The following is a 23,236-nucleotide window of genomic DNA, read 5'->3' as shown; positions in this document are numbered from 1 at the left end:
TTGGCCTTGGTGCCATCACTCTTGTGGGAGCGAATTCATTCGCGATGCAGCGCGCAGCGCTGCCTGACCAGATCCACTCCATCGAGACTGAAGTCTCTCCCACATTGGCCTTGGCGCCACTCCCACTTCAGCTCTCTTCCGCCAGGCGCTGATGCAGCGCAAGCATTACCTGCACTTCCTGCTCGGGGCGCATCGGCTCCATGCCCAGCTCGCCGAACAGTTCGCCGCGCGCACGTGCCCACTCGCCGGGCTCAAGATCGGCATAGAGTGACTCGGCAGGGGCCAGTTCGACGAAGGGATCGAGCCCGAAGACATCGAACAGCCGCGACAGGGCGGCCTCGTCGTCGCTGACGCCGGCGGTGTAGAGGGTGGCATTGAAGTGGTCGTTCTCCAGCTCGCGGATCACGTCCAGCGGGCTTACGCCGAGGTTCTCGAGCTCCTCGAGGCTATAGTCGCCGAGCGAGATCAGCTCATCGTTGAGCCAGTCGTCGTCGGGCTGAATCAGGGTGTGCTTGACCTGCCCGTCGGCCATCGCCCAGGCAATGGCCAGCGGCAGGCCGCCATCCTCGCCGGTCTCGACGGCAATGAAGCCAGGAAAATCGTCCATGTCAGGTCTCCTCGTGGGACGCGTTCAAGCGGAAGAAGCGGCGTGACGTGTCGCTGGTCGCACTGGCCAGAGTGGCCTCATCGTCACCACGCCAGTGGGCGATCTCGGCGGCGATCCACGGCAGCAGGGCCGGCTCATGGCGACGTCCCTTGAGTTTGGCAGGTAAATTACGTGGCAGCAGATAGGGGCAGTCGGTTTCCAGCATCAGCCGGTTAGTGGGAATGTCCCCGACCAGCTCACGTAGATGATGGCCGCGGCGTTCGTCACAGAGCCATCCGGTCAGGCCGATATGCAGATCGAGATCCAGATAGCCGTGTAGGGTGGCGCGCTCGCCGGTGAAGCAGTGCACAACAGCGTGAGAGATATCGTCGCGCCAGGCCTTGAGCATCTCCAGCATGCGGCTGCCTGCGTCGCGTTCGTGGATGAACAGCGGCAGGCCACTCTCCACGGCCAGGCCCAGCTGGGCCTCGAAGGCACGTTCCTGCGCCGCGGGGGGAGAAAAGTTGCGGTTGAAGTCGAGACCGCACTCACCCACGGCGACCACCTCGGGCTGCCGGTGAAGCTCGCGCATGGCAGCTGCCAAGCTGCTATCCCAGCGGCTGGCGTCGTGGGGGTGGACACCGGCGGTGGCATACAGCCTGGGCGATAGGCCGGCATGGCGACGTGCCAACTCGACGGCCTGTTCGGCGTGTTCGCGGTCGGTGCCGGTGAGGATCAGCTCATGCACGTTGGCTGCCCGTGCTCGCCGCAGGACAGCATCCAGATCGTTGGCGAAACTTGCGTGGGTCAGATTGGCGCCGATATCCACCAGCGGAGCAGGGCTGACTCGCTGAAGTGCCTCGGGTAGAAAGTCGTCGAAGGTGTCGGTCGGCTCGGCCACGCCAGCTCTCCCTTGGTAAATCGAGGACGTATTGTACCTGCAAGGCTGCGCCGGCGACCACGTCGGCCTGAGCATGCGTTACACTAGGCGGCTTTAGCGCATGCAAATGAGGTGGTGAACGCGTGACCCTGCTACGACTGGAACAGCTGCAACTCGCCTATGGCAACCACGTGCTGCTGGATGGCGCCGACCTGGTCCTGGAGAAAGGCGAGCGCTTGGCGCTGGTGGGCCGCAACGGTACCGGCAAGTCGACGCTGCTCAAGCTGGTGGCCGGGGAGATCCAGGCCGACAGTGGCAGTATCTGGCGTGCGCCGGGGCTCAAGATCGGCGTGTTGGCCCAGGACCTGCCGAGCGCCTCAGGCGAGACCATCTTCGACGTGGTGGCCCAGGGCCTGCCAGAGGCCGGTGAGCTGCTCGCCGAGTACCACCATCTGATTCAGGCCCAAGACCCCGACATGAAGCGGATGTCGACGCTGCAGACTCAGCTCGAGGCCATCGACGGCTGGTCGTTCCATCAGCGTATCGATACCGTGCTGACGAAATTGGGGCTGCCCGCCGATAGCCAGATGGAGTCCCTCTCAGGGGGCTGGCGGCGTCGCGTGGCGCTGGCTCGCGCGCTGGTGGCCGAGCCCGACCTGCTGATGCTGGACGAGCCGACCAACCATCTCGATCTCGACACCATCGCCTGGCTCGAAGAGCAGCTGGCTGCCTTCAACGGTGCAGTGCTGTTCATCACCCACGACCGTGCCTTTCTCTCCAAGCTGGCCACGGCCATTCTCGAGCTCGATCGCGGGCGTCTGGGACGCTATCCCGGCGACTACGCTGAGTACCAGGCGCGCAAGCAGCACGAGCTGGAAATCGAGGCGCGGGAGAACGCCGAGTTCGACAAGAAACTGGCCCAGGAAGAAGCCTGGATCCGCCAGGGCATCAAGGCGCGCCGCACCCGCAACGAAGGGCGGGTACGTGCGCTGGAGCAGATGCGACGTGAGCGCAGCCAGCGCCGTGAGCGCCAGGGAAGCGCGTCGCTGTCGGTGGATACTGGCGAGCGCAGTGGCAAGCGAGTGGTGGAGCTCAAGGGCGTCAGCCAGCATTTCGGCGACGACTGGGTCATTCAGGATCTCAGTCTGGAGATTCAGCGCGGCGACCGCATTGGCCTGATCGGTCGCAACGGTGCCGGCAAGACCACCCTGCTGCAGATCCTGCTCGGCGAGCTGGCCCCCAGCCAGGGCGAGGTCAAGTTGGGGACCAATATGAAGGTCGCCTATTTCGACCAGCTGCGTGCCGGCCTCGAGCCGGAGAAAAGCGTCTACGACAACGTTGCCCAGGGCAGCGACAGGGTCAGCGTAGGAGGCAAGAACAAGCACGTCATCAGCTACCTGCAAGACTTCCTATTCACCCCCGAGCGCGCCCGCCAACCGGTCAAGGCGCTCTCCGGCGGCGAGTCCAACCGGCTGCTGCTGGCCAAGCTGTTCACCCAGCCAGCCAACGTGCTGGTGCTGGATGAGCCGACCAACGATCTCGACGTCGAGACCCTCGAGCTGCTCGAAGAGCTGCTGCTCGACTTCGACGGCACCCTGCTGCTGGTCTCCCACGATCGGACCTTCATGGACAACGTGGTGACCGGCGTATTGGCCTTCGAGGGCCACGGCATCGTGCGTGAATACGTTGGTGGCTACACGGACTGGGTGCGCCAGGGTGGCAGGCTGCCGCCGGCACCCTGGGATTTCGATGCGGCCAAGGTCAGTCATGAGGCCAAGCGCGAGACCCCGGCACCGGCCGGCGAGGAGGCGCCGATGCCCGCCGCCAGGAAAGCCGTCAAGCTCTCCTACAAGCTGCAGCGCGAGCTGGACAATCTGCCGGCTGAGATCGAGCGGCTGGAGAACGAGGTAGCGGCCTTCGAGGCCAAGGTCGGTGATCCGGCCTTCTATCAGAGCGATGCCGGTGAAGTGACTACGACCCTGGAGGCCCTGGCTGCCAAGCAGGGGGAGCTGGATGCCGCCATGGAGCGGTGGATGGAACTTGAAGCCATGGCGGCGGGGGAGTAAGCGACGATTCGCTACTGCGCTCGATATCTTGATCGCCGGCGGTGCTCGGAATCCTCATGTAGCAGGCTACACTCCGGTTCCTGCGCTCCGGCGGCAATCAACCTATCATCGCTCGTTATGCGAATCCTAGGCTTCCTCAATGGCTTACATACTGACTTACTCGTCGGTTTCGCCATCCTTGCCGACGCGTACGGCCAGTACGTCGCACTTGGCACCGTGCAGCACGCCGGTGGAGGTGGAGCCGAGCAGCAGGGCGAAGCCGTGGCGGCCGTGGGAGCCAACCACGATCAGGTCAACGCCGTGCTCTTCGGCGAAGCGGTGGATCTCGGTATCCGGCATGCCGACGACCACGTGCTGGTTCTCGGCCGACACGTTATGCGGGTCGGCGATCTCGGCTAGACGATGTTTGGCGTGATCGTCCAACTGGTCCTGAATGCTGGTCAGGTCCATGGGGATATCGCCGCCGTAAGCGAAGCCCAGCGGTTCCAGGGTGTGCATGATCGATAGTTTGGCGCCGTTACGTTCCGCTATGGGCAGGGCCCGTTCGAGCACCTTGTGGGAATCCTTGGTGAGGTCGACGGCGACCAGTACGTGACGATATTCGTTGCTCATGGGGCACCTCCCGTGGCGAGGTTGGCTGAGTGATGTGTCTTGCCTCCCACTTTAGGCCGGGTAACAGCGTCTCACAACGATCTATATCAACGTTTTAGCATCTTTTGAAGAGGACAGGCGGCGAGCATGAACTGGTTGTTGATCGCATTTATCCTGGCACTGCTCGTATCGCCGGTGATGTGGCTCAAGCCGAGCCCCAAGCAGAAGCGGGTGGCGCGCCTGCGCGCCCACGCCACCAGGGCAGGTGTCAGGGTCAAGTTGGCCGCCCCCCCGCTGCACGCTGCCGGCAAGCAGATGCCCAGCTACCGCTGGGGGTATCCCAAGGAGCAGCCGGGGCCACGCTTCGTGGCGGTGCGTGAGAGCGCCTCGAGCAGCGTGCTCAAAGCGGTGTGCCACGGCTGGCGCTGGCGGATAGAGCCGCTGCGCCCTCTACCCGATGATGCGCAACAGCGCCTCGAGGCGTTGCTCACGCGCCTGCCGCAGGATGCCCTGGTGCTGGAGTCGGACATACATGGGGTAACGCTATGGTGGTACGAATCCCAAGGCCCCGAGCGCTTCGATAGCTACCTCGGGGACCTGGCCGCACTGCGTGACAGTCTGGCGGGGCGACCTGACAGGCCACCGACCGTCAAGCCGTTGGTGAAGTGACACGCCGCTGAACCGAGGCGACGCCTCAGTCGTCGCTCTCTCGGGCCTGGATCGCCAGGCCGTTCTCCTCGATGCGGGTGAGGTAATCGTCCAGGCGGGCGATGTCACCGTCGCTGAGCCCTGCCAGCATCTCTTCGCGTGCTTCCTTGACCACCGTATCGATCTGCTGAAGCAGTGGCATGGCGGCTTGGGTGAGGTGGATACGTTTGGTGCGTCGGTCCTGGTCGCAGGGGCAGCGCTCCACCAACCCCTGCTCGGCGAGCTGATCAAGGGTACGCACCAACGATGGCGCCTCGACGCCGATCACCCGCGCCAGGTCGCACTGTGGTTGGCCGTCGCCTAGACGCCATAGGTGGTAGAGCGTGATCCAGCGCGTCTGGGTCAGCTCGAGAGGGGCAAGGCGCTTGTCGATGATCGCGCGCCACAGGCGCGGCACGCGATTCAACTTGGTGCCGATGTTCTGATGCGGAGAAAGATTGGACATAGTCAGGCCGGTTCGCAGGCGAATCAATGAATTGTCCGAACCGTGCGCCTGCAATGCAAGCCTTATACACCTCTGTGCTTATTCATTTCGCTTTTAAGGCGCTGTGAGGCCCGATTCCGTGTCAATGTGCGCCAGGTACCAGTCGTCGCAGGTCGAGCCCGGGGATACCGGGCGGCGATGTAATCTGCCCATCGGCCATATCCGCCGACGCCGGCGAGTCGCTGACCGTGAAACGCAGCACGCCAAGACGCTGGCCGGAGGCGGTGACGACGTCGACCCGCCAGCGGCCGTCAGCCTCGGCGGGGAAGTTCTGCTTGCGGGTCCAGGCGCGGTAGCCCTGCTGGCGGCCGCCGTGGATGGTCAGCGGGATGCGGTCGATCAGCTCACCAGCGTGGCGCCACTCGTGAAATATCTCCTCCTGCAGCCCGCGCGGGGCACGAATCGCGGTGTAGGCGTAGAGGCCGCTTTCGGCCAGGGCGTCGCGGGTCAGCGCCACGCTGCCGTTGGGCGTGCGCGTCTCGACATCGAGATGCGGCGCCAGGGCGCTGCCAGTCAGCCACAGGTTGGCCGGCGGCACCCAAGCCCGGCCGGCCCAAGCCGCGCTCGCCAGCAGAAGGGTCAGGCCGAGCATGGCCAGCCAGCTGCGCAGTCGCTTCGGGCGTACCAGGTGCATCAGGCTGGGCAGGCTGAAGACCACCATGAGTGCCAAGGCATAGAACAGGCTCTGGCTGGTAGTGAGCTGAAACATGATCGGCAGGGTCACCAGTACCACCACGAATACGCACTGGGCGTGGAAGGCGAAATAGACCCAGCGGTAGCGCTCGGCGAGCTTGAAGTAGAGCGGGTCGAGGATGGAGAGTAGTGCCAGTCCCAGGATCAGCAGCGTGAACAGCGCCTGGCCGCTGGCCCATACCGTGGTGGCGAGCAGGAACGGCAGGCTGAAGAACAGTGTCTCCTGGTGGATCAACTGGGCGATGAAGGTGGTAGCCCCCCGCGGTAGGGTCGGATAGCCGCGTCGCGACAGGGCGCGGCCGATCACGCTCTCCGAAAGTAGCAGCAGCCAGGCCAGCAGCATCCCCAGCGCCAGCGCGGCGCCCAGCCACTGCTGGCGGTCGACCAGGAAAAAGCTCGCCATGCCGGCAGCGAAGGCGATCGGTGGCCATACCCACAAATAGGGGCGAACGCGCTCGAGCAGCCGTTCCACGCCGCGCTGGGCGAGGGCCAGTCGTTCGGCTCGGGCCGGGTTGCGCGGCACGGGAGCATTGGAGGCTTGCGTCTCGCAGGGGCTGGTCATGCCGTTGGCTATCTCCTGGAAAAGCGTAGAGGCTAGCACTCTCGCTTTCACAAGCGGAGTCGAGAAACGGCGACACCCGATCCGTCAGGCACGACTTTGGTGGTGGGCCGCCGCCACGGGCTTGACGCCGACGCCAAGCTGGACCAAGCTATCTGGCAATCAAACGGCCGTATGAAATCGTGGAGTTTCGCGGATGATCTATCAAGGCAATGCCATTACGGTGGCCAGCAACGGCGACAATATCGCCACTCTGACCTTCGACCTGAAGGACGAGTCCATCAACAAACTCTCCAGCGCCGTGGTCAAGGAGCTGGGCGAGGCGGTCAAGGCGCTGCAAGGCGACAGCGACCTCAAGGGCCTGGTGATCGCCAGTGCCAAGGACGTGTTTATCGTCGGTGCCGACATCACCGAGTTTCACGGCATGTTCTCCAAGGGTGAGGCGCAGATCGCCGAGATGCTCGAGCAGGTGCACGGCATCTTCAATGCCATCGAGGACCTGCCGTTCCCCACCGTCACTGCTATCAACGGCCTGGCACTGGGCGGTGGCTGCGAGGTTACCCTGACCACCGATTTCCGGGTCATGGGCGACAAGGCCAAGATCGGCCTGCCCGAGACCAAGCTAGGTATCCTGCCCGGCTGGGGCGGCTGCGTGCGCCTCCCGCGCATCGTGGGGGCCGATAACGCCATCGAGTGGATTGCCGGGGGCAGTGAGAACCGCGCCGATGCCGCACTCAAGATCGGCGCAGTGGACGCCGTGGTGCCGGGCGATCAACTCGAATCGGCGGCGCTGGATATCCTGGCGCGCGCCAACCGCGGCGAGCTCGACTATCAGGCGCGCCGGGACGAGAAGACCGCTCCGCTCAAGCTCAACCCCATCGAGCAGATGATGGTCTTCGAGACCGCCAAAGGCTATGTCGCGGGCAAGGCCGGGCCGCACTACCCGGCCCCTATCGAGGCGATCAAGGTGATCCAGAAGGGGGCCGGTGAGGAGCGCGGTCGCGCTCAGGCGATCGAGGCCAAGGCCTTCGCCAAGCTGGCGCTGACCGACGTCTGCTACAACCTGGTGGGGCTGTTTCTCAACGACCAGGTGGTCAAGAAGAAGGCCGGCCAGTACGAGAAGCAGGCTCAGCCGGTCAAGCAGACCGCGGTGCTGGGTGCCGGCATCATGGGCGGCGGTATCGCCTACCAGAGTGCCTCCAAGGGCACGCCGATCCTGATGAAGGATATCAAGGAAGACGCCATCGAGCTGGGCCTCAAGGAGGCGCGCAAGCTGTTTGGCAAGCAGGTCGAGCGTAGCAAGCTGACTACCGAGCAGATGGCCGAGAAGCTTTCCAATATTCGCCCGACGCTCTCCTATGGGGATTTTGGTCACGTCGACCTGGTGGTCGAGGCGGTGGTCGAGAACCCTAAGGTCAAGGACGCGGTACTCACCGAGGTCGAGGGCTTGGTGGACGACAAGGCGATTCTCACCTCCAACACCTCGACCATCTCGATTAACCGCCTGGCCGAGAACCTCAAGCGCCCCGAGAACTTCTGCGGCATGCACTTCTTCAACCCGGTGCACCGCATGCCGCTGGTCGAGGTGATCCGCGGTGAAAAGACCTCCGATGCCGCCGTGGCGGCCACCGTGGCCTACGCCCGCGCCATGGGCAAGACGCCAATCGTGGTCAACGACTGCCCGGGCTTTCTGGTCAACCGGGTACTGTTCCCCTACTTCGGCGGTTTCAGCTTCCTGGTCGAGCAGGGCGCCGATTTCCAGCACGTCGACAAGGTGATGGAGAAGTTCGGCTGGCCGATGGGGCCCGCCTACCTGCTCGATGTGGTGGGCATGGACACCGCGGTGCATGCCAACGAGGTGATGGCCGAGGGCTTCCCCGAGCGCATGGCCCGCGATGGCAAGACCGCCATTCAGGTGATGTACGAGAACGAGCGCCTGGGCCAGAAGAACGACAAGGGCTTCTACGCCTACGAAGAGGACAAGAAGGGCAAGCCGAAGAAGGTTAGCGACGACGCGGCCTACGCCCTGGTCAAGCAAGTGGTGAAGGAAGACAAGACGTTCAGCGACGAGGACATCATTGCGCGGATGATGGTGCCGCTGTGTCTGGAGACCGTGCGCTGCCTGGAGGATGACATCGTCGCCAGCCCGGCCGAGGCCGATATGGCGCTGATCTACGGCATCGGCTTCCCGCCGTTCCGCGGCGGTGCGCTGCGCTATATCGACGCCATGGGCGTGGCGGCCTTCGTCGAGCTGGCCGACGGCCTGGCCGAGGAGCTCGGCCCGCTCTACGCGCCCACCGACAAGCTGCGCGAGATGGCCAAGTCCGGCGACACCTTCTACGGCAAAAGCGCCTGAATTCACCACGAACAGGAGTAGTAAAGATGAGTTTGAATCCGAGAGACATCGTGGTGGTCGACGGCGTGCGTACCGCCATGGCCAAGGCCAAGAACGGCGCCTTCCGTCACGTGCGCGCCGAGAACCTCTCCGCCGCGGTGATGCAGGCACTGTTCGCGCGCAACGCCAACCTCGACCCCAGTGAGGTCGACGACGTGATCTGGGGCTGCGTCAACCAGACCCTCGAGCAGTCGATGAACATCGCCCGCAACGCGGCGATCATGACCGGTATTCCGCGCTCGGTGCCGGCGCAGACCGTCAACCGCCTGTGCGGCTCGTCGATGACCGCGCTGCATATCGCGGCGGCCAATATCAAGGCCGGCATGGGCGACTTCTACGTCATCGGCGGCGTTGAGCACATGGAGCACGTGCCCATGGCCCACGGTGTCGACGTCAATCCGGCGGCCAGCAAGTATGCCGCCAAGGCAGCGATGATGATGGGCCTGACCGCCGAGCTGCTGGGCAAGATGCACGGCATCAGCCGCGAGGAGCAGGACAAGTTCGGCGTGCGCTCCCACCAGCGCGCCCAGGCGGCGCTGGATGGCGGGCGCTTCGACAACGAGATCATCGGCGTCGAAGGGCATGACGGCAACGGCTTCCGCGTGCGGGTCGACCGCGACGAAGTGATCCGCGCCGACGCCAGCCTCGAGTCGATGGCCGGCCTCAAGCCGGTATTCGACCCGCGTAACGGCACCGTCACCGCGGGCACCTCTTCGGCACTCTCGGTGGGCGCCTCGGCGATGGCGGTGATGAGCTACGAGCGCGCCCAGGCGCTGGGTCTCGAGCCGATCGCCAAAGTGCTCTCCACCGGCGTGGCCGGCTGTGACGCCTCGATCATGGGCTATGGCCCGGTGCCGGCTTCGCAGAAGGCGCTCAAGGCCGCCGGTCTGACCGCCGACGACATCCAGACCGTCGAGCTCAACGAGGCCTTCGCCGCTCAGGGCCTGCCGGTGCTCAAGGATCTCGGCTTTCTGGACGCTATGGACGACAAGGTCAACCTCAACGGCGGCGCCATCGCGCTTGGCCATCCGCTGGGCTGCTCCGGCTCGCGGATCTGCACCACGCTGCTCAACGTCATGCAGCAGCAGCAGACCAGTCTCGGTCTGGCGACCATGTGCATCGGCATGGGCCAAGGGGTAGCCACGGTATTTGAGCGTTTACGCTGATAGGCGTTAGCCGCACCAAGCCGGGTCAACGAAACGGCACCCTCAGGGGTGCCGTTTTGCGTGGGGCGCAAGAAGTGCGCGGGCTCATCAGTCCTCAGCGCTGTTCTCCTCCTCAGCCGCTTCGTCATCCGTGATCCAGCCCTGCTCGCGATAGTAACGAAGCGCGCCGTCGTGAAGCGGGGCAGACAAGCCCTCGCTGATCATCTGCTCCGGAGATAGCTCGGCAAAAGCGGGGTGATGCGACTTGAACTGCTCGAGGTCATCGAACACTGCGGCCACCAGTCGATAGATCAGCTCGTCATCAGTGTGCGCCGAGGCGACCAGGGTGGCGCGCACACCAAAGGTATGTACCTCCGGCTGGTCGTTGGCATAGATGCCCGCCGGAATCACCGTCGGCGTGAAGTAGGGACGGCTATCCACGAGACGCTCGATCTCCTCCCCTTCGACGTCGATCAGCATGGCATTGCACAGGCGTATGGCCTGTTCCACCGAATCATTGGGGTGACCCACGGTATACACCATGGCGTCCACATTGCCATGGCATAGCTCCAGCGACTGCTGGTCGGCCGGCAAGTCGTTGGCCAGGCTGAAGTCGCCCAAGGTCCACCCCTTGGCCTCTAGCAGGGTCATCATGGTGCCGCGCTGGCCGGACCCCGGGTTGCCGACGTTGACGGCTCGCTGGCGTAGGTCGTCGAAGTGCTGAATATTGCTGTCACGGCGGACGACCAGGGTAAAGGGCTCGCCGTGAAGCGAGAAGAGCGACCGCAGGCTGGTGTCGGCGCCGACATCGCTGAAGCCCTCTCCGCCGGTAAATGCATAGTGCTGCAAGTCGGACTGGGCCAGCGCGACGTTGACGGCTCCCTCACGCACGTTGGCGAGATTCTCGGCCGAACCGTCGCTGGTCTGGGCGGTACAAGGTGTCGGCAGCATGCGGCACAGCGTGCGCCCGGCAAGATGATAGACACCCGCCGAGCTGGCGGTACCGATGATGATCGGCGTCTCCTCGGCCTGGCTGGCAAGGGGCATGCAGGATAACCCGGCCAGCGCTGCGGCGATGCAACCAAAACGCAGGGAAGCGCGGTAGTGCGCGTTACGAGATGTGCTCAGGGCGATAGACATGGCGTACCTCGGCCGCTGCCATCGGCCTGCCGGGTAGCGGGCGGGTCGAAGGCGAAGACAATGACATCGCTCGACGGCTCAGCGAGCGGTTATTCAGAGCATAGTGGTGTCTGGGCGATTGGGGAAACGCCTTGTCAGCGGCGGCTGGGTTCACAGGATCCCGGCATCGAGTCCCGCCGCCAGACTCATGGCGAGCTCCTCCACCTCCTCGACGAAGGCTTCCTGCCACTCACCGTGCAGGACTAGCGGTGCCTGCGCCCATTTCCAGCCCAGCCCGCCGACGATGCTCTCCACCGCACGGCGGGTGCCGGTACCGTCGAGGCCGGCGCGAATATAGAGCGCACACGGCAAGCCCTGTTGCTCATCCAACACCGGATAGTAGCTGCGGTCGAAGAAGTCCTTGAGCGCGCCGCTCATATAGCCGAGGTTCTCTGTGGTGCCGAGCAGGATCGCATCGCAGGCCAGCACGTCGTCGGGGCCGGCTTCCAGCGGCGGCTTCACCACGACCTCCACGGCCTCGATCTCAGGGTGGCGTGCACCGTGTTCAGCGGCCTCGCGGAGAAGGAGGGTATTCGGGGAGGGAGCGTGGGCGACGATCAGCAGGGTTTTCATCCTGTCAGCTTAGCAGCCGCAGGGGGATGGCTAAACGCCACGGCGGCCTGCCGTGGCGTTGAGGGGCAAGCGCCTCAGCGCTTGGGCCAGGCTTTGGGGTCGACCTTGTTGGCCAGCTTGGGGAAACGGCTGGGATCGAAGACCGGCTCCTGGCCGGCGCGGAGCTGGCGGTCGTAGTCGCGCAGCAGGGCGAATGCGATCGGCGATAGCAGCAGGATCGCCACCAGGTTGATCAGCGCCATCATGCCCATGGAGAGGTCGGCGAAGTTCCAGATCGCCCCAAGGCTCGCCACCGATCCCACCATCACCATCGCCAGCACCGCCAGGCGGTAGATCAGCACGCTGCCCCACAGTAGGCCATTGCCGGCATCGACTAGGCCGGTGAGAAACCCGGGTAGCGCGACATTCATAAAACTCGCCTTAGTTGATGAATGAAAGGGCGATATTCTTCATGTGAGCATGAAGATGGCAAGTAATGTTGAGCTATTTCTTTAATTTGGTGTGAATATTTGGAAATGGCACGATTCATGGCTCATGTGTCTGAATCGAGATTCTCGGCATAGCAGGGCGGTGAGCTGGGTGCGTCGTAGTCCTGGCGATCCTCTTCGAGCAAGGCTTCGAGCAGGGCTTCACGCAGCACTGGTAAGTGTGAACCTTGCAGGTCGCGAGCCGCCGAGAGCAGTGTCAGGCGCCCTTGGCGTGCCAGGCGCATCAGGGGAATCAGGCACGTCTCGTCGGAGCGTATTTCGTTGCGGTAGTCGCACACGAAGGTGGTGTAATCGATTCGGCCGTGGTGCCAGGCGCGACGTAGGTGTGGTGAGGGCGAGGCGCTGCGGTACCAGTCGTCCAGGGCCAAGGCGTCGCGTCGTTTGCCGCGTGGCCACAATCGGTCAACCAGTACGCGAGCGCCATCGCTTGCTAGTGGGGCGGCGTAGATGCGTTGCATGACGATGTCGTAGCTCATCACAGCGTCCGTTACCGATCAGCGTGAAGACACCATCAGCCTAGGCATCGGGGGTGACATATTCCACGCACTCCAGGGACTCGGTGGCGGTGACGATCTGCTCCAGCTCGTCGCAGAAGGCGCTCAATGCTTCACTGGCATGGCCCGGTGCGCGGTGCAGCTCGATGTCGACATGCCCGAGTTCCGGCAGCCCTTCGTCGGCGCCGACGATACGACACCCGTGTGGCACGCTGCGCGGTGTCTTCACCGTCAGCGCCAGGCCAGCCTGCACTGGCAGGTTGATGCCGGTAGGCGATTGGCTCGAGTAGCGCACGTCCCAGCGGCGGTCCTCGCGGCCCAGGGCGGCGAAGGTGTGGGCGCGGAAGATACAGCCCTCGGGGTTGAGCGCCAGGGGTAGTGTCTCCCAGGCATCGAGCCGTGTGTGCTCGGCGACCACCCACACCAGCGGCTCGCGGCCGAGCAGTTGGCCCGACTGGGTTGGCATATGGCGAATGGCCAGCACCACGTCGAGCAGCCCCTCTTGGAAGGCGTGGACCTGGGCGGCGCTGATATCGCAGACCACCTCCAAGCGTACATCGGGGTAGCGTTCGGCGAAGCGTGGCAGCAGCTCGGGCAGGTAGGTGCTGGCCTGCTCCTCCGAGGTGCCCAGGCGAATCAGTTCGCCTTGGCGTTCGGCGCCCATCACGCGCAGCGCCTCGCCCTGCAGCTTGAGGATATGCCGCGCATAGGGCAGCAGGCGGCCACCGGCCGGGGTGAGAATCACGCTGCGGCTGGTGCGCTCGAACAGCGTTTCGCCCATGCGGTCCTCGAGGCGCTTGATCTGCAGGCTCACCGCCGACTGGGTGCGATGCAGCACCTTGCCGGCGGCGCTGAAGCCTTCGCATTCGGCGACGGTGACGAAGGCGCGCAACAGGTCGGTGTCCATGATCTATGAGCTCCTGAAATGCGTTTTATCTTAACCATTCATTTCTATTATCGAACCTGCCTCTCTACCCTGTCCAATACGCTAGCCAACGGCAGGAGTCATCAACATGCACGCCACCGCCCCCCGCAACGACGACAGTTCACTAAGCGGCCTCGACGGCTTGATCGACCTGGCCCGCTATCCCATCGAGGACCTCGACAGCGCTGCCGGCCAGGCGTTGATCGAGGAGTGCCGCGCCCAGCTCGCCGACGATGGCTGCGTGGTGCTGAAGAATTTCGTTCCCGATGACGCCCTCGACCGGCTCGAGCGAGAAACCGAGCGGCTGTCGCCGGAGGCCCACTACAACCAAACCGAGACCAACCCTTACAACAGTGATGGCGATGCGTCACTGCCGGCCACACATCCCAAGAATCGCTTCGACGATCGCACCAACGGTTTCGTCGCCGGTGACCGCATCGACAGCGAAACCATCATTCGTCAGGTCTACGAGCACGCCGGCTTCCAGCGCTTCATCGCCAGCGTGGTCGGCATGGACGAAATCCACGAGTATGCCGACCCGCTTGCCGGCCTGGTGATCAACGTACTGCGCGAGGGTTGCCAGCACCCCTGGCACTACGACACCAACGAGTTCATCGTCACCATGATGACCCGCCAGTCCCACGGCGGCGGACGCTTCGAGTATGCGCCGGGTATTCGGAGTCCCGAGGGCGAGAACTTCGACGCAGTGGAGCGGGTGCTTGACGGCGACCGCTCGCCGCTCACCTCGCTGGAGCTTCAGCCCGGTGACCTGCAGATCTTTTTCGGCCGCTACTCGCTGCACCGTGTGACCCCGGTGGAGGGCGACAAGGAGCGCCACACGGTGATCTTCGCCTACGCCAAGGAGCCTGGTTTCATCGGTCGCCCCGAGCGCGCCCAGCGTATTTTCGGGCGCATGGCACCGATTCACGAGCAGCTGCTGCGCGAAGGCATGACGCGCAGTGACAATCTGGCCGACTGAGTCCCGATTCGAGCAGACCGCATCCGCACAGAGAGATTTCATGAGCATCGTAGAGTTCGAGAACCTATCCGATAACGAGCCCGACAAGATTCCGGTGGTGCCTTCGGCGCCGATGGCCAACGGTGACAGCATTCCCACCGCCTTCGATCCCAAGCAGCTGCGCGCTGGGCGCCTGGCGCGACTGCGCGGCATGATGGCCGAGCAAGGCTATGCTGCGGTGGTGCTGTTTGACCCCTATAACCAGCGCTATGCCACCGGTTCGCGCAACATGTTCGGCTACTTCCTGCGCAACTCCACGCGCTATATCTATGTGCCGCTGGATGGGCCGATCATCCTCTTCGAGTACCCCGGCAGCGCCCATGTCTCGACCTGGCTCGAGACCATTGACGAGGCGCGCACCTCCAAGGTGGTGTGGTCGGCGGTCAATCAGCGCGACAACCTCTCGAGCGACCCCTTCGGCGTGGAGATCGCCGAGCTGATCGAGGCCCACGGTCGTGGCAACAAGAAGGTCGGGCTCGACCGCTGCGCGCTCAATCTGGCGCGCTCACTGGAGGCCCAGGGGCTGGACGTCTACGACTGCATGCAGGACACCTTGCACTGTCGACGCATCAAGACCCCGGAAGAGATCGCCTGCCTGGCCCAGTCGATGGCCGGCAGCGAAGCGGCGGTGGCCGAGGTCGAAGCGGCCATCAAACCGGGCATCCGCGAGAACGACCTGTTCGCGATCCTGTATGGCGAGGTGATCCGCCAGGGCGGCGAGTTCATCGAAACCCGGCTGCTGTCGTCCGGGCCGCGCACCAATCCCTGGTTCAACGAGGCCAGCGACCGGGTGATCCGTGCTGGCGAGCTGGTCGCGCTGGACACCGATACCATCGGCTGTCACGGCTACTACTCGGACTTCTCGCGCACCTTTCACGTCGGACCTGGGCGGCCCAGCGGCTATCAGCAGAGCCTCTACCAGATGGCCCATGAGCAGGTTCACCACAACATGGCGATCCTCAAGCCCGGCATGAGCTACCGTGAGATCGCCGAGAAGGCGTGGAAGATCCCCGAGCGCTTCCTCGACCGCCGCTACCCGTCGATCATCCACGGTGTGGGCATGCACGGCGAAACGCCGCTGGTTGCTCACCATATGGATTTCGACCGCTTCTCCAAGGACGGCGTCCTCGAGCCCGGCATGGTGGTCTCGGTGGAGAGCTATATCGGCGAGGTCGATGCCGCCGACGGCGTCAAGCTCGAGGAGGAGGTGTTGGTGACCGAGACCGGTATCGAAAAGCTCAGCGGTTATCCCTTCGATGACGTGTTGCTTGGCCGCCATTTCTAACCGATATCCTCATCCGGTGGGCGGTGGAGTGCACAGCAGGAGGGGCAGACGGCGTCCGCGCGGCATGGTAGGTTGCACCGTTCCACTGCCTTGCCGACCAGGAAGCCAATGTCCCTCGAAAGTGCGCTGCTCTATCTTTTCGCCATCCTTGTCTTCGCCGTGACCCCGGGGCCCGGGGTGTTCGCCCTGCTGGCGAGAGGGATGGCTTCCGGCGTACGTTCTTGCGTCTCGCTGGCGCTGGGCATGACGGTCAGCGACCTGATCTACCTGCTGCTGGCCTTCTACGGTCTGGCGGCAGTGGCCGAGAACTGGAGTGAAGCCTTTACGGTGATTCGCTACTTGGGGGCCGCCTACCTGCTCTACCTGGGCTGGAAGATGTGGAGCGCGCCGATCGAGGCGGAACCGCTGGCACCTGAACTGCGCAAAGTGGATGTCATGAAAGGTTTCCTGCAAGGCTTTCTGATCTCAGCCTCCAACCCCAAGGTGATCCTTTTCTATATTGCCTTCCTGCCTACCTTTATCGACCTCTCCGCCCTGAGCCCTGCCGACATGGGGCTGGTGGTCGGCCTTACCTTCGCGGGCTTGATGATCGGCCTGATGCTGGTGGCGTCCGGCGCCTCCAGTGCTCGACGTTTCCTGCAGACCGAACGCGCCATGAAGGGCGCCAACCGCTCCGCCGGTGCGCTGATGGTCGCCGCCGGGGCCTTCCTCATCGCCAAGGGGTGAGGTGGAGGGATTGTGCTAGCAGCGGGCAGGTAATTCACTCTCCTTCGGCTTGTATCTCCTCAAGCCATGTCAGCCAAGTCTCTGTCAGTTGCTGGCCGAGTCTGAGCGTGTGCCAAGGCGCGCGTTGGGCGGCTGTCAGTGCCTGTGGGTCACTGAACCACTCCTTTTCGATGGCCGCATAAGCTTGCAGCCGTGCGTTGAGCTGTTCACGCAGGCTGGCGAGCTCCCGCTGGCGCGCCTCGGCAGGCCAGTCCTCCCAGATGAAGAACTTGGCGAACAGCGGCTGGCGTACGGCGCTGGGGCCGAGCGGGGCAGCCAGCCAGGCATCCAGTTCGGCGCGCCCTGCGGGGGTGATGGAGTAGACCTTGCGATCGGGGCGCTCGGCCTGGGGCACGGTCTCGCAGTCGAGCAATCCCGCACCGCGCATCTTGTCGAGTTCACGGTAGATCTGCTGGTGGCTGGCCTGCCACACGTGGGCGAGCCCGGTTTTGAAGCGCTGCAGCACGTCGTAACCGGTACCGGGTTCGCGCTGCAGGGTGATCAACAGTACGGCGCGTAGCGACATTCTTGCCTCTGGTATCGACTTGATATGTGCATAGTTGCATATTGGTCTCGTGTTGGCTAGCATTATGCAACTAGTTGCATTTGTGTGGACTGCCGGAGGTAACATGCCCCTGATGCTGCATCTCGTATCGTCGCTACTGGCGCTGGGGCTAGGCGCCTTGGTGTTATTGCTGCGCAAAGGCACGCTGCTTCATCGCTCGCTGGGTGTGGTCTGGGTCGCCGCCATGGCGGTATCGGCGCTCAGCTCATTCTGGCTGGGCGGAGGGGTGCTACCGCTGGTGGGACACCTGGGCCCCATACATCTGCTCTCGGTGTGGGTGCTGGTGGCACTGACGGTGGCCGTCGTCTCGATCCTTCGCGGGCAGGTGCGGCGCCACCGCGAATGGATGCTGGGCGCGTACGTCGGCTTGATAGGCGCTTTCATCGGTACCCTTATGCCGGGGCGCTGGATGGCGACGCAGCTGGGGCTTTGGTAACGGGGAATGCCGTTGCTGGGCTGCACGCTAAGCTGGGACTCTTGCCGCCGGGCCAGTGGCTAGCGCCGAATCCAGCGTAGCGTCTGTTACCCTGGTGGCATTCACCAAGCCGGAGGGAGCCATGCACCAGCCGCCTCTCAAGGTCTACTACGATGCCGTCTGTCCTGGTTGTCGCCGCGACCGGGCTCGCTATGAGCGCTGGGCTGGCGCAGCCGGCGATAGTGTTGACTGGTGTGATGTGACGACGCATCAACAGACGCTGCGCGACAAGGGCATCGACCCCCAGGCGGCGCTGCTGTCGCTACACGTCGAGGATGCCGAGGGGTGCATCGTCGATGGCATCGATGCCTATGTGTTGTTGATGCAGCGGGTGCCGCGACTCAGGCCAGTGGCCTGGCTGATCGACCTGCCGGGGGTCAAGAGGGTGTTGGCCTGGCTGTATGATCGCTGGGTGCGTCGGCGCCTGGCCCGTGAGGGGCGATTGCCGGACTAGTCGATGGGCGAGTCGAGTTTGTACCGACTCGCATAGCGATGTAGGGCGGGTAGATGCGCTATCCTGACGCTTCCGCAGTGGCGGAAGATGGCCAACACCAAGGAGTACGAGCTTGAGCAAGGCATTACGGACGATGGCGGCGACGCTACTGATCGCGGGCCTGAGTGCCTGTGGCAGCGAGCAGGATCCACCGGCGCAGGACGCCGAGCAGAGTGACTTGAGCCGCGACTATGCGGCCCTCGTCGGCGAATGGCGGCTGGTGGACGTTCATCAGCCCGGCGTCAGTGCCATGAGCGAGGAGCAGGCCGACAGCTGGCTCGGCGCCAGGCTGCGCATCAGCGACGACTGGATTGCCCTCGGGGAGCACTACTGCGAGTCGTTGACGCATATCGGCGAAGTGCTGCCGGTCAATCAGGTGCGCGACGACTTCAATCTGCAGGAGGGAGACCTTGAGCCCCTCGCGGGGCGTGAGCAGGTGGCACGCCACCGCCTCGAGTGCGAGGAGGGCGGCTGGCCGACGCTGGGCGGCACGCTGTTGCTGCTCAGTGACAGCCGCGCGTTGGCCCCCTGGGATGGTGTGATGTTCGAGCTGGCGCGCGACCACGGCTTCCGCGCCACCGGCACCGAGCCAGCCTGGAATCTGGCCATTACCGAAGAGGGCATGCGTTTATCGGTGCCGTTCGACGATCGCGACGTGCGCACCGAGCTGCCCGAGCCGGAAGCCGGCAGTCGCGAGGGCTCGCGGGTCTATCACGCCACCACCGAGGGTAACTACCTGCGGGTGGTGATTACCCCCGAAGCGTGCCGCGACAGCATGAGCGGCGCACCCTTCGAGACCTCGGTGCGGGTGACCCGCGACGGCGAGGTGTTCGAGGGGTGCGGTGGCGCCATGCCGACGCTGGCACCCTAGGAAACGTCAGCGCTGCGTGTCCAGCCCCTCCTGCAGCGAGCGAGGCAGAATGCCGAGGTCATCAACGTGCCCGACCTCGGTGCCTGCCACGTTGTCCTGCTGCATCAGCAGCACCTGATCGCGGGTCAGCGGTGGGTTGGGTAGGCACCCGGCCATGGCGGCCAGCAGTCGCCACACCGCAAACGGAACCGGCAGCAGTGGCTTGCGCAGCCCCTGGGCGCGCATCACCCGTTCGAGGATCTCCCGGTAGCTGAGCACCTCGGGGCCGCCCAGCTCGAACAGCCGACGTGCCGGCGGGGTGGCAGAGAATAGCCGGCCTACGGCGCGAGCCAGGTCGTCGACATGTAGCGGCTGTAGACGCGTCTGGCCGCGTCCAAACAGCGGGATCAGCGGTAGTCGCGTCAATCCCTGCAGCGTCGTCAAAAAGGCATCGCCAGGCCCGAACAGCACGCTGGGACGCAGGATCACCGCCTTGGGGAAATGTTCGAGCACGGCGCGCTCGCCGGCGGCGCGGGCGCGCACATAGGCCGACGGCGAATCGTGGCTGGCGCCGATGCCGGAAATCTGCGCCAGCTGCGCTACGCCCGCCTGGCGCGCCATCCGTGCCAACCGCGCCGCGCCATCAACGTGAATCGACTCAAAGCTGGTATCACGGCTTTCCACGTAGCAACTCACCGCATTGACGACTCCACCAGCGCCCTCGAGTGCTGCGCCAAGACCCACCTCGTCACGGATGTCCGCTGTTACCAGGTCCAGAGGATCGCCCTCGTCGTACCAATCAGGCATTTCAGGGTGTCGGGCGGCGAGCCGTACACAGTGGCCGCGTTCGATTAGCTCCCTGACGATGGCGCGACCGGCAAAGCCGGTGCCGCCTAGCACGAGAATGGGACGGGGCGACACGGTCAGTGCTGCTGGGCCAGGTCCAGCAGGCGCTCCACCGCTAACAGTAGCTGGCGGCGCGGTTGGGCGCCTTCGAGGATACCGGCGTGCTCGCCGTTGAGGGCGAAGCGCAGCCCGGGTACGCCCTGAATACCGAGCTCGCCGGCGATTTGCTGATCGTCGAGGACTTGCTGGGTATAGCGACCCTCCGCGAGCGCCTGGCGCAGATCCTCGACGTCGAGCGAGAGGCCCAGGGTGACGGCGGTGTGACACAGTGCCTCATTGTCGGCGAGGTCGAGGCTGTCTTCGAAGAAGCCGCGGAACAGCGCGTGACGAAGGGCAGCGCCGGCCTCGCGGGATCTTGCTTCGGCCCAGGCAGTGGCCTCATGCGCCAGCCGTGAGCGTGGCTGGATGCGAGGCAGGCGCAGCGTCATGCCGCGCTCCCTGGCCATGGGGTAGACGGCACGGCCCCAGATGTCGTGCAGGTAGTCGCCGTCGGGATCGAGCGTCGGTGCCGGCGTCGGGCGCAGTTCGAAAGCGCGCCAGCGGATCGTCAACTGGTCACTAAACCGCGCGTTCAAAGCATCGAGTTCGGGCTCCTCCAGGTAGCAGAACGGGCATACAAAGTCGCTGAAGACATCGAGGCTAACGGGCGCATGGTTCATGATGGGCTCGTACGAAAACGAGCCGCCGGCGATACCGGGGCTCGTGGGTGATGGTGGACGTCGGTCGCCTCAGGCAGTGGTGTTGATCAAGGTGCCGATATGGCCTTCGCTGGCCAGTTGAGGCTCGGCCGACGCGGATTCCATCAGCGCGGTGACCTGCTGTTGCTGCGTATCCAGCGCTTCGCGGAATACCTGCATTTGCGCTTGCTGGGCGGCCTGGGCCTGCTGCAGGACTAACGACTCGCTGACGGCGCTATTGACGGCGGGATCCATCCGCTACCTCCTGTGGTATATGTACAGCGCCAACCTAGCAGCCTGGAAGCCGGCTTGCAAAGGCGGTAGTGGAGCCTGCCCGCCCGGCGGTGTAGGCTTGCGGGCCTTCAATCCCCTGATCAGGAGCCTGCCATGAGCGCGCTGCCCAACTGCCCGGCCTGTGGGTCCGAATTTACCTATCATGACGGCATTCAGTACCTGTGCCCCGAGTGCGGCCATGAATGGACGCCCGACGATGAAGCGGCTGAGGGAGTCGAGGATGTCCTGGAGGCCCGCGATGCCAACGGCAACTTGCTGGCCGACGGCGACAGCGTGACGGTGATCAAGGACCTCAAGGTCAAGGGCTCCTCCTCGGTGATCAAGGTGGGAACCAAGGTCAAGAGCATTCGCCTGATCGAGGGCGATGCCGAGGGCGGCCACAACCTGGACTGCAAGGTGGAAGGCATCGGCCCGCTGAAGCTCACCTCGGCCTTTGTCAAAAAGGTCTGAGGCAACGCCTACGCGCCGTTGAGGGTGGCAATAAGGCGGCGCGGACCGCCGTGGTCGCGATGCTCGCCCAGCCAGATTCCCTGCCAGGTGCCGGTAGCCAGGCGCCCGCCGCGCACCGCGAGGGTCAGCTGGGTGCCGAACAGGCTGGCCGCCACATGGGCGGGCATGTCGTCCGGGCCCTCCAGGGTATGCCGGAAGTAGGGCAGGTCGCCGGGCACCAGGCGGCGGATGAACGCGTCCATGTCATGGCGCACATCGGGGTCGGCGTTTTCGTTGAGCGTCAACGAGGCCGAGGTGTGCAGCAGCTGCAGGTGCAGCAGGCCAATCTCACACTCGCCAAGTGCCGCTACGCCTGCGACCACCTCGTCGGTAATCAGGTGAAAGCCGCGGGATCTTGCGGCCAGACGAATCTCCGTTTGGTGCCACATGGTAGTTTCCTCCGGTGTGGGATGGGGCCTATGGTAATAGCACAGGCAACCTCGCGTCAGGAGGACTCCGATGGCAATGACGCCCGTTTACCGTGATGCGCTACCCGCCGATTCGCTTGCTGAGCGGATTCTGGTTGAGGCGCTGGCGATGGCAGAAGACGAGGGCTGGGAAGGCGTCGAGCTGACCCGAGTGGCTGCGGCACTGGACGTGCCGGCGACCGCGGTGCTCGACCACTACCGCGATCTCGACGCCGTGGCCGACGCCTGGTTCCTGCGTGGCTGGCGCGCCATGCTGGCCGACAAGCCTGCCGGTTTCGCTGCCTGGGCAGCGCGTAACCGCATCGAGCACTGCCTGCTGGCCTGGTTCGATGCGCTGGCTTCGCATCGTCGGGTCAGCGTAGAGATGCTGCGCAGCAAGGCCCACCTGCCGCACCTGCACACCTGGGTGCCGATGGTCTTCGACCTCTCGCGAACGATTCAGTGGTTGCGCGAGGCGGCGATGCTCGAGGCACGCTACGGCACGCGTCGCGCGCAGCTCGAGGAGGTCGGCTTGACCGCGCTGTTCGTTGCCACGCTGCGCGTCTGGGCCCACGACGAGACGCCCGGCCAGCAGCACACGCGAGACTATCTCGACAGGCGCCTACGACGCGCCGAGCGCCTGTTGCAGCAGCGATGGGCGGCGCCTGCCGAGTCGGGGGCGCAGCGTTGACAGCTGCGCCGGCTTCTTCGATGCTGAGTCACCGTGACATCCACGCCAGACCAAGGAGGACGCCCACGATGGCATTCGCTCTGTCGACCATGCAGGTAGAGAGTGCGGCCTTTGCCGCTCATGGCAAGATCCCCAGCAAGCATACCGGTGAAAGCGACAACGTCTCGCCAGCGCTCAGCTGGTCGGGGGCGCCGGAGGGCACCAAGGGCTATGCGGTCATCTGCCATGACCCGGATGCACCGCTGGTCAAGGAGGGGCAGTACGGTTTCGTGCACTGGGTGCTGTATAACCTGCCGGGCTCGGTCACTTCGCTCGAGGAGGCCACGAACACTGGCACGACCGGGGTCCACGACGGCGGTGGTAGCGGCTACATGGGACCGATGCCCCCGGAAGGGCACGGCCTGCATCTCTACTACTTCTGGGTGCTGGCGCTGGATGCCGAACTCGACCTGCCCGCCGGCTTGACCCTCAGCCAGCTGCTGGAGAAAGTCGAGCCACACCTGCTGGGCATGAACCGCCTGGTGGGTACCTACCAGCGCGACTGAGTGGCACGCA

General features: G+C 64.5%; 28 protein-coding genes. 13 read left to right on the top strand and 15 right to left on the bottom strand.

What is annotated here, in order from left to right; translation table 11 throughout:
• Positions 1-127 precede the first annotated feature (127 nt).
• Positions 128-607: a hypothetical protein gene (locus tag BLT16_RS18470; protein WP_089660267.1), complete on the bottom strand. Its 480-nt coding sequence runs from the start codon at positions 605-607 to the stop codon at positions 128-130.
• Position 608: 1 nt separating this feature from the next.
• A complete protein-coding gene (locus BLT16_RS18465) occupies positions 609-1,487 on the bottom strand; it encodes a TatD family hydrolase (protein WP_245701764.1) in 879 nt (292 codons plus the stop codon).
• A gap of 122 nt (positions 1,488-1,609) precedes the next feature.
• On the opposite strand from BLT16_RS18465, the gene BLT16_RS18460 reads away from it, so the two are divergent.
• Positions 1,610-3,532, top strand: coding sequence for an ATP-binding cassette domain-containing protein (locus BLT16_RS18460; protein ID WP_089660262.1), 1,923 nt, complete (start codon positions 1,610-1,612; stop codon positions 3,530-3,532).
• 156 nt (positions 3,533-3,688) lie between these two features.
• Here BLT16_RS18460 and BLT16_RS18455 read toward each other — a convergent pair whose 3' ends face one another.
• Positions 3,689-4,144: a universal stress protein gene (locus BLT16_RS18455; protein WP_089660261.1), complete on the bottom strand. Its 456-nt coding sequence runs from the start codon at positions 4,142-4,144 to the stop codon at positions 3,689-3,691.
• Between the two features lie 126 nt (positions 4,145-4,270).
• Between BLT16_RS18455 and BLT16_RS18450 the strand changes: the two genes are divergently transcribed.
• Complete coding sequence (locus tag BLT16_RS18450) at positions 4,271-4,792, top strand: preprotein translocase subunit YajC (RefSeq protein ID WP_089660259.1); 522 nt, start codon at positions 4,271-4,273, stop codon at positions 4,790-4,792.
• Positions 4,793-4,817: 25 nt separating this feature from the next.
• Here BLT16_RS18450 and slyA read toward each other — a convergent pair whose 3' ends face one another.
• Entirely contained in the window at positions 4,818-5,276 is a 459-nt protein-coding gene (gene slyA / locus BLT16_RS18445; RefSeq protein WP_089660282.1) for a transcriptional regulator SlyA, read from the bottom strand.
• Positions 5,277-5,397: 121 nt separating this feature from the next.
• On the bottom strand, positions 5,398-6,570 hold the full coding sequence (locus BLT16_RS18440; protein WP_089660257.1) for a DUF5924 family protein: 1,173 nt from the start codon (positions 6,568-6,570) through the stop codon (positions 5,398-5,400).
• 193 nt (positions 6,571-6,763) lie between these two features.
• Between BLT16_RS18440 and fadB the strand changes: the two genes are divergently transcribed.
• Together fadB and fadA are read left to right on the top strand one after the other, a co-directional pair.
• A complete protein-coding gene (fadB, locus tag BLT16_RS18435) occupies positions 6,764-8,923 on the top strand; it encodes a fatty acid oxidation complex subunit alpha FadB (protein ID WP_089660255.1) in 2,160 nt (719 codons plus the stop codon).
• Between the two features lie 26 nt (positions 8,924-8,949).
• Positions 8,950-10,128 (top strand): acetyl-CoA C-acyltransferase FadA, encoded by a 1,179-nt coding sequence (gene fadA / locus BLT16_RS18430; protein WP_089660253.1) that lies wholly within the window; start codon positions 8,950-8,952, stop codon positions 10,126-10,128.
• A gap of 87 nt (positions 10,129-10,215) precedes the next feature.
• On the opposite strand, the gene BLT16_RS18425 is transcribed toward fadA, so the two are convergent.
• The 5 genes from BLT16_RS18425 to BLT16_RS18405 all read right to left on the bottom strand — a co-directional run bounded on the left by BLT16_RS18425 (position 10,216) and on the right by BLT16_RS18405 (position 13,748).
• A complete protein-coding gene (locus tag BLT16_RS18425; protein WP_089660251.1) occupies positions 10,216-11,247 on the bottom strand; it encodes a TAXI family TRAP transporter solute-binding subunit in 1,032 nt (343 codons plus the stop codon).
• Positions 11,248-11,397: 150 nt separating this feature from the next.
• Complete coding sequence (locus BLT16_RS18420; RefSeq protein WP_089660249.1) at positions 11,398-11,859, bottom strand: flavodoxin family protein; 462 nt, start codon at positions 11,857-11,859, stop codon at positions 11,398-11,400.
• A 74-nt stretch (positions 11,860-11,933) separates the two neighbouring features.
• Positions 11,934-12,269, bottom strand: coding sequence for an alanine:cation symporter family protein (locus BLT16_RS18415; RefSeq protein WP_422717939.1), 336 nt, complete (start codon positions 12,267-12,269; stop codon positions 11,934-11,936).
• Positions 12,270-12,391: 122 nt separating this feature from the next.
• Positions 12,392-12,823 (bottom strand): DUF488 domain-containing protein, encoded by a 432-nt coding sequence (locus BLT16_RS18410; RefSeq protein WP_089660248.1) that lies wholly within the window; start codon positions 12,821-12,823, stop codon positions 12,392-12,394.
• A gap of 40 nt (positions 12,824-12,863) precedes the next feature.
• Positions 12,864-13,748 (bottom strand): LysR family transcriptional regulator, encoded by an 885-nt coding sequence (locus tag BLT16_RS18405; RefSeq protein WP_089660246.1) that lies wholly within the window; start codon positions 13,746-13,748, stop codon positions 12,864-12,866.
• A 106-nt stretch (positions 13,749-13,854) separates the two neighbouring features.
• Between BLT16_RS18405 and BLT16_RS18400 the strand changes: the two genes are divergently transcribed.
• The 3 genes from BLT16_RS18400 (at position 13,855) to BLT16_RS18390 (ending at position 16,795) form a co-directional block, all read left to right on the top strand.
• Entirely contained in the window at positions 13,855-14,745 is an 891-nt protein-coding gene (locus BLT16_RS18400; RefSeq protein ID WP_089660244.1) for a HalD/BesD family halogenase, read from the top strand.
• A 40-nt stretch (positions 14,746-14,785) separates the two neighbouring features.
• Positions 14,786-16,069 (top strand): M24 family metallopeptidase, encoded by a 1,284-nt coding sequence (locus BLT16_RS18395; RefSeq protein ID WP_089660243.1) that lies wholly within the window; start codon positions 14,786-14,788, stop codon positions 16,067-16,069.
• Between the two features lie 108 nt (positions 16,070-16,177).
• Positions 16,178-16,795, top strand: coding sequence for a LysE family translocator (locus BLT16_RS18390; protein WP_089660241.1), 618 nt, complete (start codon positions 16,178-16,180; stop codon positions 16,793-16,795).
• A gap of 34 nt (positions 16,796-16,829) precedes the next feature.
• Here BLT16_RS18390 and BLT16_RS18385 read toward each other — a convergent pair whose 3' ends face one another.
• Positions 16,830-17,360, bottom strand: coding sequence for a PadR family transcriptional regulator (locus BLT16_RS18385; protein ID WP_089660239.1), 531 nt, complete (start codon positions 17,358-17,360; stop codon positions 16,830-16,832).
• Between the two features lie 103 nt (positions 17,361-17,463).
• On the opposite strand from BLT16_RS18385, the gene BLT16_RS18380 reads away from it, so the two are divergent.
• The 3 genes from BLT16_RS18380 (at position 17,464) to BLT16_RS18370 (ending at position 19,238) form a co-directional block, all read left to right on the top strand.
• Entirely contained in the window at positions 17,464-17,835 is a 372-nt protein-coding gene (locus tag BLT16_RS18380; RefSeq protein WP_089660236.1) for a DUF2306 domain-containing protein, read from the top strand.
• 121 nt (positions 17,836-17,956) lie between these two features.
• Positions 17,957-18,328 (top strand): thiol-disulfide oxidoreductase DCC family protein, encoded by a 372-nt coding sequence (locus BLT16_RS18375; RefSeq protein ID WP_089660234.1) that lies wholly within the window; start codon positions 17,957-17,959, stop codon positions 18,326-18,328.
• Between the two features lie 112 nt (positions 18,329-18,440).
• Entirely contained in the window at positions 18,441-19,238 is a 798-nt protein-coding gene (locus BLT16_RS18370; RefSeq protein ID WP_143025091.1) for a hypothetical protein, read from the top strand.
• Between the two features lie 6 nt (positions 19,239-19,244).
• Here BLT16_RS18370 and BLT16_RS18365 read toward each other — a convergent pair whose 3' ends face one another.
• The 3 genes from BLT16_RS18365 to BLT16_RS18355 all read right to left on the bottom strand — a co-directional run bounded on the left by BLT16_RS18365 (position 19,245) and on the right by BLT16_RS18355 (position 21,055).
• Complete coding sequence (locus BLT16_RS18365; RefSeq protein WP_089660232.1) at positions 19,245-20,138, bottom strand: complex I NDUFA9 subunit family protein; 894 nt, start codon at positions 20,136-20,138, stop codon at positions 19,245-19,247.
• Between the two features lie 2 nt (positions 20,139-20,140).
• Complete coding sequence (locus tag BLT16_RS18360) at positions 20,141-20,782, bottom strand: DsbA family oxidoreductase (protein ID WP_089660229.1); 642 nt, start codon at positions 20,780-20,782, stop codon at positions 20,141-20,143.
• A 69-nt stretch (positions 20,783-20,851) separates the two neighbouring features.
• Entirely contained in the window at positions 20,852-21,055 is a 204-nt protein-coding gene (locus BLT16_RS18355) for a putative motility protein (RefSeq protein ID WP_089660227.1), read from the bottom strand.
• A gap of 132 nt (positions 21,056-21,187) precedes the next feature.
• Here BLT16_RS18355 and BLT16_RS18350 point away from each other — a divergent pair, with 132 nt between their 5' ends.
• Positions 21,188-21,544: a zinc ribbon domain-containing protein YjdM gene (locus BLT16_RS18350; RefSeq protein WP_089660225.1), complete on the top strand. Its 357-nt coding sequence runs from the start codon at positions 21,188-21,190 to the stop codon at positions 21,542-21,544.
• 8 nt (positions 21,545-21,552) lie between these two features.
• Here the strand turns inward: BLT16_RS18350 and BLT16_RS18345 are convergent, their stop codons facing one another.
• On the bottom strand, positions 21,553-21,972 hold the full coding sequence (locus tag BLT16_RS18345; RefSeq protein WP_089660222.1) for a secondary thiamine-phosphate synthase enzyme YjbQ: 420 nt from the start codon (positions 21,970-21,972) through the stop codon (positions 21,553-21,555).
• A gap of 70 nt (positions 21,973-22,042) precedes the next feature.
• Here BLT16_RS18345 and BLT16_RS18340 point away from each other — a divergent pair, with 70 nt between their 5' ends.
• Together BLT16_RS18340 and BLT16_RS18335 are read left to right on the top strand one after the other, a co-directional pair.
• On the top strand, positions 22,043-22,681 hold the full coding sequence (locus tag BLT16_RS18340; RefSeq protein WP_089660220.1) for a hypothetical protein: 639 nt from the start codon (positions 22,043-22,045) through the stop codon (positions 22,679-22,681).
• A 68-nt stretch (positions 22,682-22,749) separates the two neighbouring features.
• Positions 22,750-23,226 (top strand): YbhB/YbcL family Raf kinase inhibitor-like protein, encoded by a 477-nt coding sequence (locus BLT16_RS18335; RefSeq protein ID WP_089660218.1) that lies wholly within the window; start codon positions 22,750-22,752, stop codon positions 23,224-23,226.
• Positions 23,227-23,236 lie beyond the last annotated feature (10 nt).

This window comes from Franzmannia pantelleriensis (genome assembly GCF_900102875.1).
In the GTDB taxonomy this organism is placed as follows: Bacteria; Pseudomonadota; Gammaproteobacteria; order Pseudomonadales; family Halomonadaceae; genus Franzmannia; species Franzmannia pantelleriensis.
The sequence above is the reverse complement of the archived record's forward strand: the minus strand, read 5'-3'. Positions and strand labels throughout refer to the sequence as shown.